General features: G+C 58.4%; 14 protein-coding genes and 1 pseudogene. 8 read left to right on the forward strand and 7 right to left on the reverse strand.

Annotation, left to right across the window (positions count from 1 at the left end):
* The first annotated feature begins 322 nt into the window (after positions 1-322).
* From putP to AC1DWG_RS11435, 6 genes and pseudogenes are all read left to right on the forward strand, one after another.
* Positions 323-1,807 carry a sodium/proline symporter PutP gene (gene putP, locus AC1DWG_RS11410; protein ID WP_477787809.1) on the forward strand — a complete coding sequence of 495 codons (1,485 nt, stop codon included), beginning with the start codon at positions 323-325 and terminating at the stop codon, positions 1,805-1,807.
* A gap of 289 nt (positions 1,808-2,096) precedes the next feature.
* Positions 2,097-2,942 carry a PAAR domain-containing protein gene (locus tag AC1DWG_RS11415; RefSeq protein WP_477787810.1) on the forward strand — a complete coding sequence of 282 codons (846 nt, stop codon included), beginning with the start codon at positions 2,097-2,099 and terminating at the stop codon, positions 2,940-2,942.
* Entirely contained in the window at positions 2,888-3,511 is a 624-nt protein-coding gene (locus tag AC1DWG_RS11420; RefSeq protein WP_477764448.1) for a hypothetical protein, read from the forward strand. Before AC1DWG_RS11415 ends, AC1DWG_RS11420 begins: the two co-directional genes overlap by 55 nt.
* Entirely contained in the window at positions 3,508-3,897 is a 390-nt protein-coding gene (locus tag AC1DWG_RS11425; protein WP_477787811.1) for a hypothetical protein, read from the forward strand. The genes AC1DWG_RS11420 and AC1DWG_RS11425 overlap by 4 nt, the downstream gene beginning before the upstream one ends.
* Positions 3,898-4,458: 561 nt before the next feature.
* Entirely contained in the window at positions 4,459-4,788 is a 330-nt protein-coding gene (locus AC1DWG_RS11430; protein WP_477787812.1) for a hypothetical protein, read from the forward strand.
* Positions 4,789-4,800: 12 nt separating this feature from the next.
* A pseudogene (locus tag AC1DWG_RS11435) lies at positions 4,801-4,928 on the forward strand (sodium:solute symporter family transporter); the annotation flags it as partial.
* Positions 4,929-5,008: 80 nt separating this feature from the next.
* Here the strand turns inward: AC1DWG_RS11435 and AC1DWG_RS11440 are convergent.
* A complete protein-coding gene (locus AC1DWG_RS11440; protein WP_477787813.1) occupies positions 5,009-5,503 on the reverse strand; it encodes a DUF2165 family protein in 495 nt (164 codons plus the stop codon).
* A gap of 207 nt (positions 5,504-5,710) precedes the next feature.
* Between AC1DWG_RS11440 and AC1DWG_RS11445 the strand changes: the two genes are divergently transcribed.
* Positions 5,711-6,547 carry a 23S rRNA (adenine(2030)-N(6))-methyltransferase RlmJ gene (locus tag AC1DWG_RS11445; protein ID WP_477787814.1) on the forward strand — a complete coding sequence of 279 codons (837 nt, stop codon included), beginning with the start codon at positions 5,711-5,713 and terminating at the stop codon, positions 6,545-6,547.
* Positions 6,548-6,647: 100 nt separating this feature from the next.
* Here AC1DWG_RS11445 and msrA read toward each other — a convergent pair whose 3' ends face one another.
* From msrA to AC1DWG_RS11470, 5 genes are all read right to left on the reverse strand, one after another.
* A complete protein-coding gene (gene msrA / locus AC1DWG_RS11450) occupies positions 6,648-7,298 on the reverse strand; it encodes a peptide-methionine (S)-S-oxide reductase MsrA (RefSeq protein ID WP_477752862.1) in 651 nt (216 codons plus the stop codon).
* 133 nt (positions 7,299-7,431) lie between these two features.
* On the reverse strand, positions 7,432-7,950 hold the full coding sequence (locus AC1DWG_RS11455) for a DUF3299 domain-containing protein (protein ID WP_108216290.1): 519 nt from the start codon (positions 7,948-7,950) through the stop codon (positions 7,432-7,434).
* Positions 7,951-7,961: 11 nt separating this feature from the next.
* Positions 7,962-9,227: an ABC transporter permease gene (locus AC1DWG_RS11460; RefSeq protein ID WP_477764451.1), complete on the reverse strand. Its 1,266-nt coding sequence runs from the start codon at positions 9,225-9,227 to the stop codon at positions 7,962-7,964.
* Position 9,228: 1 nt separating this feature from the next.
* Positions 9,229-9,939, reverse strand: coding sequence for an ABC transporter ATP-binding protein (locus AC1DWG_RS11465; RefSeq protein ID WP_477787815.1), 711 nt, complete (start codon positions 9,937-9,939; stop codon positions 9,229-9,231).
* A gap of 75 nt (positions 9,940-10,014) precedes the next feature.
* A complete protein-coding gene (locus AC1DWG_RS11470) occupies positions 10,015-10,605 on the reverse strand; it encodes a DUF2796 domain-containing protein (RefSeq protein WP_477787816.1) in 591 nt (196 codons plus the stop codon).
* A gap of 135 nt (positions 10,606-10,740) precedes the next feature.
* On the opposite strand from AC1DWG_RS11470, the gene AC1DWG_RS11475 reads away from it, so the two are divergent.
* Entirely contained in the window at positions 10,741-11,079 is a 339-nt protein-coding gene (locus tag AC1DWG_RS11475; RefSeq protein WP_477764454.1) for a hypothetical protein, read from the forward strand.
* A 117-nt stretch (positions 11,080-11,196) separates the two neighbouring features.
* Here AC1DWG_RS11475 and trxA read toward each other — a convergent pair whose 3' ends face one another.
* Positions 11,197-12,069 carry a thioredoxin gene (gene trxA / locus AC1DWG_RS11480; protein WP_477752866.1) on the reverse strand — a complete coding sequence of 291 codons (873 nt, stop codon included), beginning with the start codon at positions 12,067-12,069 and terminating at the stop codon, positions 11,197-11,199.
* Positions 12,070-12,163: the final 94 nt, after the last annotated feature.

Here is a 12,163-nt window from a genome sequence, read left to right on the forward strand (position 1 = left end):
GGCTGCGCTGCATTTGCTTGGTGCTTTTCCGGTGAGTTAACACTCGTTTTTGCTCCGAAAAGGAGCAAAAAACGATTTTTAACGTTTATTTCCCGCTAGGTGCAACTTAAACCCGAGAAACTGGTTGCACCTTATTTGCTTTGTTGAATAGCATTCGCGTCCAAGGTGCAACCCGGACAAAATCCGGGTGCTCCGGCTGATGGCTTTCCTGGGGAAACATCAGTCATAAATGCGCGGGAATCCGGATCGTCTGTCAAACGTATGCGTTTGCGAGCGGTTCACCAGCCGCCGCTACATAAAAACAAAGCCAGGGCGTAACTTAATGAGCGTAAGCAATCCAACCCTGATCACGTTCGTGATCTATATCGCAGCAATGGTGCTGATCGGCTTGATGGCCTATCGCTCCACCAACAACCTTTCCGATTACATCCTGGGCGGCCGTAGCCTGGGCAGCGTCGTGACTGCACTGTCCGCCGGTGCCTCCGACATGAGTGGCTGGTTGTTGATGGGCTTGCCCGGCGCGATCTACATGTCCGGTCTTTCCGAAAGCTGGATCGCCATCGGCCTGATCGTCGGCGCCTACCTGAACTGGCTGTTCGTCGCCGGCCGTCTGCGTGTACAGACCGAGCACAACGGTGATGCACTGACCCTGCCGGACTACTTCTCCAGTCGTTTCGAAGACAAGAGCGGCCTGCTGCGGATCATCTCCGCGGTCGTGATCCTGGTGTTCTTCACCATCTACTGCGCTTCCGGCATCGTGGCCGGTGCCCGTCTGTTCGAAAGCACCTTCGGCATGTCCTACGAGACGGCGCTGTGGGCCGGTGCTGCGGCGACGATTGCCTACACCTTTATCGGCGGATTCCTGGCCGTGAGCTGGACCGATACCGTACAAGCCACCCTGATGATCTTCGCGTTGATCCTGACGCCGGTTATCGTGCTGCTGGCCACTGGCGGCGTCGACACCACTTTCCTGGCCATCGAAGCGCAAGATCCAGGCAACTTCGACATGCTCAAGGGCACCACCTTCATCGGCATCATCTCGCTGATGGGCTGGGGTTTGGGCTACTTCGGCCAGCCGCACATCCTGGCGCGTTTCATGGCTGCCGATTCGGTTAAGTCGATCGCCAAGGCCCGTCGCATCTCCATGACCTGGATGATCCTGTGCCTGGGCGGCACCGTGGCCGTCGGCTTCTTCGGTATCGCCTACTTCTCGGCGCACCCGGACATGGCTGGCGCAGTCTCCGAGAACCACGAGCGTGTGTTCATCGAACTGGCCAAGATCCTCTTCAACCCATGGATCGCGGGTATCCTGCTGTCGGCCATCCTGGCTGCCGTCATGAGCACCCTGAGCTGCCAGTTGCTGGTGTGCTCGAGCGCCCTGACCGAAGACTTCTACAAGACCTTCCTGCGTAAATCCGCTTCCCAGGTTGAGCTGGTGTGGGTCGGCCGTGCCATGGTGCTGTTGGTTGCCCTGATTGCTATCGCGCTGGCAGCCAACCCGGAAAACCGTGTACTGGGTCTGGTGAGCTACGCCTGGGCTGGTTTCGGTGCCGCATTCGGTCCGGTCGTGCTGATCTCCGTGATCTGGAAAGACATGACCCGCAACGGCGCACTGGCCGGTATCCTGGTCGGCGCGATCACCGTGATCGTCTGGAAACACTTCGAACTGCTGGGCCTGTACGAAATCATCCCTGGTTTCATCTTCGCCAGCCTGGCGATCTACTTCGTCAGCAAAATGGGCACGCCGACTGCCGGCATGTTCCAGCGTTTTGCTGCTGCCGAGAGTGATTATCGTTTGAACAAGTGATGGGTGATGGGTTGAACTCTTCCCAACTCTGATAAAAGAACGGCTCGCAGCTTTAACAGTGCGGGCCGTTTTTTTTGCAAGCCAAGTCCGAAAAACAAGCATTGGCCCTCCAATATCCGTGGTCCTTTTCAGTATTGGTCGTGAGACATTTCCTGATTTTCTCGGCCATCTTGAGTTTCCTCTCTGTCCACGTACTTTGCGTTAAGCCACTCATCCCGAGTCGGCTTACCGATCGTTAACAGTGGTGCGCTGCCCATGACTGGGGCGCCAGTAGAGAGGGAGATCAGTAATGGCAAAGGGACATTTCATTCGCAAAGACGACGAGACTACCTGCGGTGGCAAGGTTCTGGAGGGCGCTACAAATATCATGATGTTTGGCATCGCCCATGCTCGTGTGGGGGATCAGGTTTCCTGTGGTAAGGACAACAAAACCTACGTCATTGAGGGCGGCGTTTCATACATCAAGAGTCACGGAAGGTTGGTGGCGGGCTCGCTGGACAGCTACAGCAGCTGTCCCTGTAAAGCCGGGCTGATCCCATCGTTTTTCAAGGGTACCTACGAGTCCAGCCGCAGTGCTGCACCGCACGCCATGCAGACCGCCGCTCCACAGGCGACACCCACCGCCGCCAGCAACCCGGTAGCCTCACGATCTTCCAGCTTCGCGCCTGCGCCAAACCCTCCCCTGCCAACGCGTGATAACAGCATCCAGGCAGCAGAGCCTGGCTTCTATATCGTGCCCAAGAGCACCACCCGCGAACAGCTCGAGGCCTCGTTGTTCACCCTGCGCGACCCGGCGGTGATGGGTAAATTCAAGCTGCTCAATCCCCTCCAGGGCGAGATCAAAGCCGGCTCGATGATCGTATTGAGCGACCCCAGCAACTACCAGTGCACCCGTGAAGAAGCCCTGCTCATGGACGTGGCGGCCAAGACCAATCGGGTGCTTGAAACGCTTAGCCCGGAAGAGGCGGATTTCATGGTGCAACACCGGGATGTCATCCAGACCTTCTTGACCTATGGCTCGGACGCTATTGGCATCGGTGCGAGCATTTTCAAGAACAACCTGGATAACGTAGATAAACCTTGCGTGAAATCGAAGCGTTGCACCAGCGTTCATTTCTGCGCGATGGACACCTGAGTTTGCCGACATTTTTTGTAGAGCGCCAACAGCTGTTCGCGAAACTCGATACTCATATGACCAGCCTGACACGCAAAGGCATTGGTTTCCCTGATCATCCAAACTTGAAGCGTGCGCTGGGCATTTCAAGTCGCAGTTTGGTTCACCGTTGGACTGAAGCCGGCAGCGCACAGCATATACCGGGATACGCTTCCCATCTTGATGGGGTAGCCAAGGCTTCCAAATACCTTAATTACGGTGGTTGGGTCGGCACAGCCATTGGCGGTGGTGCATCTGCATTGAAGGTTCAAGATGTGTGTACTGCGGGAAATGCTGAGGCCTGTAAGCGAATTAAATTTACTGAGTCAGGTAGCTTTGCTGGCGGGGTGGCAGGTGGTGCGCTTTTTGGGCTGGCATCAACAGGTACCGCAAGCACAGCTATATGTGTCGGACTGGGTGTGCCAACTGGCGGTTTAGCTACTTTGGCTTGTGGCGTCATAGTGATTGGTATAGGCAGTTTTGCCGCAGGCACTCTTGGCAGTGCATTTGGAGAGGATATTGGCGAGGTCGTATATGAGGCTATTCAATGAGCTTGAGCGCAGCTGATAAAATATTTCTTGTTGTAGGGCTAATGAATTTCGGTGGCATATTTATTTGCCTTGCAGTCGCCCTTCATTTGGCTTACACGAAGATGGATTTTATGCTGGAGCATTTGAAAAACTGTCCGGCCGTCATGACTCAGGTCCCTCTGAGGCATGGCGGACTCTGGGGGCGGCTACTATTGGTTGGATGGATATCCGGAGTGCTTACGTTTCCGGGTTATTACCTGAAACGTGGCGGGGTTAGCGTCGAAGATTTGAACAATTTCCCGCCTTCCCTGAAGCGAAAGCTGAAATGGATCAAATGGACTTCTATAGCTTTATTAGCTGCAATGGTTTTTCTTTTCGCTATTAGAAAGTCAGAGTTGTTTCGATAGACAAACTTCATGTGGTATCAAGCCAACTTGCTGGGGCAGCGTCGTAAATTTTGTGCTCAGGCATAACATGTTGCAGCGGTGTATGTATGCCGACCAAAAAGAAAGCGGTCCGTCTCCAACAGGTGGCGGGCCGTTTTTTGGGAGGCTGGGATTTAATCGATCAACCCTGAATTCAGTTCGGCAGTGCTTCAGAACCGAGTCTGCAGCAGCGTCAGATGTAGGAAATTTCCGGGCAAGGTCTTCGGACGTTTCCTTCAAAACGTAGCGGTTTTCATGAAGTGGTGCGACCTGAGTTCCGTCGATAGTCTTTGGCGGTCACTGACAATTCAGTGGTGGGGTGTAGGAACCTCTCAAGACCGTTAGAGCTACATTGGCGTCACTGCCTGGTTTGCGGCCGTTTGCATGCGGCCGTAAGATCAGTTGCGGCGGCTATGCGCGGGCACGCTTCGGCGTGGTCGAGTTTTGCTCTAAGGGTCTCGATATTCCTACCCCGTGCATAGCTGCCACCCTGGCCCGTAGGAAGGCTAATGGCAGGTCCATTTCTTCCTTAGAGCATTAAAAATGAAATCAATACATCCCGACCCACCCTACGAAAAACCAATCCCCCATCCCGACAACCGCTTCATGGCATTGACCAGCAACTGCTCCGATATGCCCACCCTGTTCGTCGACACCTACGCGCCACTCGACATCCTCACCGACGCCGCCAACTACAGAGTCCGCGCAGTAACCCAGGTGCTTGAGAACCTGTCGATGCGCGGTTCGATTGAGTGCGAGTCCTTCATCCTCAGCGATTTCGCCTTGCTCTGCGCCATTACGTTGCGCGATGGCTGTGATGTGCTGGATGTGGTTGGGCGGCGGTTGCGGGCGCGGCCTACAGCGGCGGCGTAGGCGTCGCCACAATATCAAAAGATCCCGGGCTTCATCTTCGCCAGCCTGGCGATCTATATCGTCAGCAAATTGGGTGCGCTGTCTGCCGGCATGCTGCAGCGATTGCTGCGGCGGAAAAGGACTTCATGCTGAACAAATAAGGCTTTCAGCGAGGCATTTAGCTTCCTGATTGAAGAAGACGGCCCGCAACCGATGGATGCGGGCGGTTTTTTATTGGGGATCAGTCAAGATCGGCATCGGGCTGATTCAGAAAGATCAGCACGCCCAGTATTGCCATGTAGAACCTGAAGGCTGCGTCCTGACCATTCCAGATGTCGGATTGCCACATCAGAAACCACTCACCTCCAACAACCATGAAGCCGAAAAACCACACGAAAAACCCTGTCGTCAAACCCGCTACGGCCCACTTCCTGGCCAGTCTGAATTCATGCCCACCGGCTGACCGTGAGCGCCAGAGCTGTAGTGCGCCGTAGCCAAGAAGTCCACAGGTAATGGCTTCGCCAAGGATGATCAGCCAGTAGGCTCCATGCCACACCCAAGGTAGATCAATTGCGCGATACCGGGCGGCGTTGTCAGGGAAGGTGGTGTCCATGCTCAGCACGTGCTGGACGAAGTTGAAGTTGGAACCGTAGTCGGTGATGTTGTTGAACACGGTCATGAAGGCGAATGCGGCGAGCGCCAGGGTCATTGCAATCTTTGCGTAGCGAATGCTCATTTGTGCGTCCTTTGCTTGTTTCGACAAAGAACGCTATCACGCCGGTTTGCAGGTTCGGGAATCTTCCTGTTGTGAGGCGTTTCTGAATTTGTCGAGTGATGGTGCATGCTTGGTGCCGCTATGAATGCTCGAAGTGTCCGCTTGGCTGCGAACCCCTGACTTGCCGGCCGGTAAAAGGTAAACTCCCCGCCCTTCGCAGGAGCAACCATGAATTATCGTCACGCCTTCCATGCCGGCAATCACGCCGATGTGTTCAAACACCTGACCTTGACCCGCCTCATCGCCCTGATGTCGCGCAAGGAGCAGCCGTTTGCCTATCTCGACACCCACGCCGGCATTGGTCTGTATGACCTTCAAGGCGATCAGGCCAACCGTACCGGTGAGTACCTGGAGGGCATTGCGCGTTTGTGGGATCAGCCGGATCTGCCGATCCTGACCGCTGATTACATGCAGGTGCTGCACGAGATGAACCCGGATGGCCAGTTGCGCTATTACCCGGGGTCGCCAGAGTTGGCGCGGCGCCTGACTCGCCCGCAGGACCGTGTGTTGCTCAACGAGAAGCACCCGGAAGACGGCGTGCTGCTCAAGGACAACATGGCCGGTGATCGCCGGGTCAAGGTGCACCTGGGTGAAGGCTGGCATGTGCCGCGAGCCTTGCTGCCGGTGCCGGAAAAGCGTGCGGTGATGTTGATCGATCCGCCGTTCGAGAAGCTCGACGAGATGCAGCGCTGTGCCGCGTCGTTGAAGGAAGCGATTGGCCGGATGCGCCAGACCGTGGCGGCAATCTGGTACCCGGTGAAGGATCAGCGTGCGCTGCGTCGTTTCTACCAGGACCTGGCCGGTACCGGTGCGCCGAAGTTGTTGCGGGTGGAGTTGCTGGTGCATCCGCTGGATACGCCGAACAGCCTGAACGGTTCCGGGTTGGCGATTGCCAATCCGCCTTGGGGGCTTGAGGAAGAGTTGCGTGAGTTGCTGCCGTGGTTGTCCCAGAAGCTGGGGCAGACCCAGGGTGGGTGGCGGATGGATTGGCTGATAGCCGAGTAACAAGCTGCATGATCAGAAGATCGCAGCCTGCGGCAGCTCCTACAGGGTTGTGCGTACACCCGTAGGAGCTGCCGCAGGCTGCGATCTTTTGCTTTAGCGATCAGATCGGGCAGGTCACGCCTGTACCGCCAATCCCGCAATAGCCTTCCGGGTTTTTCGCCAGGTACTGCTGGTGATACGTTTCGGCAAAGTAGACGGTCGGGGCCTGGTCGATTTCGGTGCTGATTTCACCGAGACCGGCCTTGGACAGCTCGGCCTGGTAGGTTTCCTTGCTCTTGAGCGCCGCGTCCAGTTGTTCCTGGCTGGTGGCGTAGATCACCGAACGGTACTGGGTGCCGATGTCATTGCCCTGGCGCATGCCCTGCGTCGGGTTGTGCAGTTCCCAGAACATCGCCAGCAGTTCTTCGTAGCTGACCTTGGCCTTGTCATACACCACCAGCACCACTTCGGCGTGGCCGGTCAGGCCCGAGCAGACTTCTTCGTAGGTCGGGTTCGGCGTGAAACCGCCGGCGTAGCCGACCACGGTGCTGACCACGCCTTCACGTTGCCAGAAGCGGCGTTCCGCGCCCCAGAAGCAGCCGAGGCCGAAGATCGCGAAGTCGACATCTTCGAAGAACGGGCCGAGCAAGGGGGTGTCTTTAAACACAAAGTGCTTTTCGGGCAGGGTCATCGCGGTTTCGCGGCCGGGCAGAGCTTGTTCTTTAGTCGGGAGCACGTTTTTGTTCACCAGGATTTCCGAGCGCAGAACCATGATCAGTCCTCTCAGTCAGGTTGGGTTGTAAATAAACAGACCGTCAGTGTGCCCAATACCTTTCAGATAATCACTAGCCAGGTGGGAGGTTCCATGTTGCAGGGCAACCCTGCAACTTCAGGCTGGTTGGTATTCACTCCGGCAGTTCATACAGGTAAATCTTCTCCGCCTCCATCTGATACCCCGCATCCGCCAGCTCGCTGGTGGACGCCTTGACCTGCAACGCGCCTTCGATCCAGTACGGCTGATACAGCTCGTCGAGCTTCACGCCGACTTCGCTTTTGACGTGCACGATCTGGTTCGACGGCGGTGGCGGCACATGGATGCAGGCGCCGAAATACGGCACCAGCAGGAACTCCGTGGTACGTCCTTCCTCGCTCACTTCCAGCGGCACGATGTAGCCCGGCAGGCGAATGTTCTGGCCGTCGAGGGTCTTGACCACCGGTGCGTTGGGCATGTCCTGTTTGGCTGCTGGCGCCGACTCTGCCGAGAGCGTGCTGCTCATCTGCGACAGATCGTGCAGCGGCGTCATGTTCGGCACTTCTTTCGGCGCGTCGGGCGGAATCATCTCCGACCAGGTCAGGTCTTTTGGCTGGGCCGCCCACAGAGGCAGGGCGACCAGCATCAACAGCGCAAGTACAGCGCGGGGCATTTTCAACGTCCTCATAAACGGATCGACAGGCCATCGGCCAAGGATTGGCGATAGGCGCGCCAGGCCGGCACGCTGCCCATCAGTAGCGCGGCGATCAGGATGCCACCGAGCAGCGTCCATTCATATTCGCTCGGCCAGCTCAGTGGCAAATACAGACCGTAATTGGCTTGCACGTACCCTTGGGCGGCGGCGATGCACACATACAGCAGCGCCACGCCGGCGATCACGCCCGACAGTGCCAAGGCAAAGGCTTCGAGCACCAACAGCGTTGCGATGTGCCATGGCCGAGCACCCACCGAGCGCAGGATCGCCATTTCCCGGCGGCGTTCGTTGAGGCTGGTGAGAATGGCCGTGAGCATGCCGATCAACCCGGTCAGCACCACAAACAGCGAGACCACGAACAGCGCTTTTTCCGCAGTGCCCATCAGGCTCCACAGCTCTTGCAACGCCACGCCCGGCAGTATCGCCAGCATCGGCTCACCGCGGAATTCGTTGATTTCCCGTTGCAGGGCAAAAGTCGAAATCTTGTTGTTGAGGCCGAGCATGAACGCGGTGATCGCTTGCGGCGTGAGGTCCATGTTGCGCGCCTGATCGGCCGTGATGCGACCCTCGCCCCGGGCCGGCACGCCGTTATGCCAGTCGATGTGAATCGCTTCCATGCCGCCAAGGCTGATGTGCAGCGTGCGGTCTACCGGCGTGCCGGTGCGCTTGAGAATGCCGACCACGGTGAACGGTTTGTCGTCGTGCTTGACCAGGCTGATCGCCGCCACACCGTGGGCCAGCACCAGTTTGTCGCCGAGTTTGTAGTGCAGTACCTCGGCCACTTCGGCACCAAGCACCACTTCGAACGGGTCGGTGGCAAACGCCCGGCCATCGGCCAGGTCCAGGTGTTGCTGGCGGCCGTACTGGTAATGCTCGAAGTAGGCTTCGGTGGTGCCCATCACCCGGTAGCCGCGATGGGAGTCGCCGAGCGACATCGGGATTGCCCACTTCACTTTCGGGTTGCTGGCGAAGTGTTCGAAGCTGTCCCAACGAATGTTGTTGGTGGCGTTGCCGATGCGGAACACTGAGTACAACAGCAGGTTCACCGAGCCGGAGCGGGCGCCGACGATCAGGTCGGTGCCGCTGATGGTGCTGGCGAAACTGGCCTTGGCTTCGGTGCGCACACGCTCCACCGCCAGCAACAGGCACACCGACAAGGCGATGGCGAACGCGGTGAGGATCGCGGTGAAGCGGCGGTTAGCCAGGCTGGCCATGGCTAGACGAAACAGATACATCTCAGACCTCGGACGGGGTGGCGGCGCGATTGAGTTCGGCCAGCGACAGGTTGTGGTCGAACAGCGGCGCCAGGCTCTGGTCGTGGCTGACGAACAACAGGCTCGACCCGGCTTCGCGGCACTCGGCGAACAGCAGGCGAATGAAGTTCTCGCGGGCATCGTAGTCGAGGGCCGAGGTTGGCTCGTCGGCGATCACCAGTTCCGGTTGCCCGATCAGTGCGCGGGCGGCGGCGACCCGTTGCTGCTGGCCGATGGACAACGCATCAGCGCGGCGACCGAGGATGTTTTCATCCTTCAACCCCAGGTGGGCAAGCAGCGTCGCGGCCGCTTTGTCGACGCTGCCGTGACGTTGTTTCGCCCGTTCGGCGCGCAGTTTCGAGAAGTGGCAGGGCAGTTCGACGTTTTCGCGCACCGACAGAAACGGCAGCAGGTTGAACTGCTGGAAAATGTAGCCGGTGTGATCGACGCGGAAGTGGTCGCGGGCGCCGGCCGAGAGTTGCGTCAGTTCCTGGCCGAGCAGGCGGATGCTGCCGCGATCAGGCTTCTGCACGCCTCCGAGCAAGCCGAGCAGGGTGGTCTTGCCGCTGCCGCTGGGGCCTTTGAGGAACAGGGTTTCCCCGCGCTCCAGGCGAAACGCCGGGATGTCCAGCAGTGGCGGGTGACCGGGCCAGCTGAAGCCCAGGTCGGACAGTTCGATGAGTGCTTGGGTCATGTGAAACCGGTGTGGTTGGTGGTGAACCCTTGTAGGAGCGAGCTTGCTCGCTCCTACAGGGGATCTTCAGTGGATTCAGAACTTCAGGTTGGCAGCCTTGGCCGTCACATCAACCCCTTGCTGCCCGCTCGGGCCGATCAGTTGTACCTGAATTGTCCGGGTGGCCGGGAAGCTGGTGAAGATATTCGCCAGGTCCAGCGACTTCAGGGCCGCCGGCGTGGCGCAAGTGAACTGATAGCGAGCGTGGATTTCGCTGTGATCATGGTGATGTTCGTGGCCGTCTTCGTCCTTGGCGTCTTCATCGTGATCATCGTCGGCATCGGGCTGGTCGCCGAACAGCGGGCTTTCCAGTTCCTGGTTTTCCACCACACATCCGGCGGCTTTGGGCAGGTTGAACAGGGCCAGTGGTTGCTCAAGCCGGGCGCGGGCGGCGGCGACTTTGGCTTTGTCTGCGTCGCTGGTGGCTACATGCTCGAAACCCACCAGGTTCATGGCCGGGCTTTCCAGCTCCAGCTCCAGGGTCTTGCCGTCCAGCGCCGCGTTCAGGCGTCCCACGCCATGTTCGTGGGCACCCAGGCTGCCATGCTCATGATCGTGTTCGTCGGCGGCATGGGCGACAGTCAGCGGCAACATGGCAAACGACAGGGCGAGAAGCAGACGACGCATGGCGAGTCTCCGAAAAGTAAAATGAAGAAAATGTTATGTAATCTTATAACGTAAGCGCGGAGAGTTTGACTGCCTGCTTGGCGTTGCACAAGTCCCATGGGAGCATGCGGGGAAGAAAAGTGCGGGAGCAGACCTATGTTGCGAATTCGCGGAAGCATCGGCGACTGGCCGGTGGATTTGACCCTGGAGATGGACGACGCGGACTGGGCGCGACTAGGAGCGCAGTTGCAGGTGGAAAAATCCGAGGTCAGCGCGCCAGCGGCGAAACCGCTGAATCAGGATGATGCGCTGTGGCAGATCGCCAGGGATTTGCTGCGCAAGGCCGGGCAGCTCAGCGGGCCGGATCTGCTCGATCAACTCGAAGGCCTGACTGGCAGTGCGGCGGCGGGCAAACGCCTGCTGGTGCGCCTGCGCCATAGTTCGGACGTGAAGGTATTGAGCGGCGGGGATACACCGCTCTACAGCTGGTTGTAGGAGCGAGCTTGCTCGCGAAGGGCGTCAGGGCGCTGCGGTCATGCAGGCAGCCCTCGCCATCGTTGACGACCATCGCGAGCAATCGAGCGTCGACCGGCTGCTCCTACAAGGTCGTGATTAGTAGAGAGCAGCAAACAATTTGCGGCGGTACGTGCTGACCAGCGGGTGATCATTGCCCAACAACTCGAACACCTGCAGCAAGGTCTTGTGCGGCAAGCCTTCGCTGTAGCTGCGGTTACGGATGAACAACTTGAGCAATGCGTCCAGCGCGGCGTCGTACTGCTGACGGGCCAGTTGCTGGATCGCCAGTTGATAGACCGCCTCATCGTCCAGCGGGTCTTTCGCCAGTCGGGCCTTCAGGTCGGCGGCATCCGGCAAGTCCTTGGCTAAACCGAGAAACTTGATCTGTGCCTTGGCGCCGGCCAGCGCAGCCTTGTGCTCGTCGCTCTTGACCGCATCCAGCACTGCTTGCGCTTCGCCCAGCTCGCCGCGCTCGGTCAGGCAGCGGGCGTACAGGATTAACGCCTTGGCGTTGGTGTTGTCTTCACCCAGCAGTACTTTGAGCAGGGCTTCAGCATCGGCAAAGCGGCTGTCATCGAACAGTGCCTGGGCCTGTTCGAACGGATCGGCAGCGGCCGGCGGCGGCATCTGCACATGGGGTTCGAGCAGGGCACGCACGGCGGATTCCGGCTGGGCACCGGCAAAACCATCGACAGGCTGGCCGTCCTTGAACAGGACCACGGTCGGCAGGCTGCGGATGCCGAAGCGGGCGACGATGTCTTGTTCGAGGTCACAGTTGACCTTGGCCAGCAGCAACTCACCCTGGTAGCTCTCGGCAATGCTTTGCAGCATCGGCATCAGCACTTTGCAGGGTGCGCACCATTCGGCCCAGAAATCCACCAGCACCGGTTTGTGGAAAGAGTTCTCGATCACCGACTGGTCGAAATCGGCAGTCGTGGCGTCGAAGATGTACGGCGTTTCCTGACTCATGGGCAATCTCTTGGAAGCGTGAATATGCTCACTATAAGGGCTGGCGTAAAAGATCGCAGCCTTCGGCAGCTCCTACATTGGCCGTGTAAATATT

It is taken from the genome of Pseudomonas sp. P4_B3 (assembly GCF_056402295.1).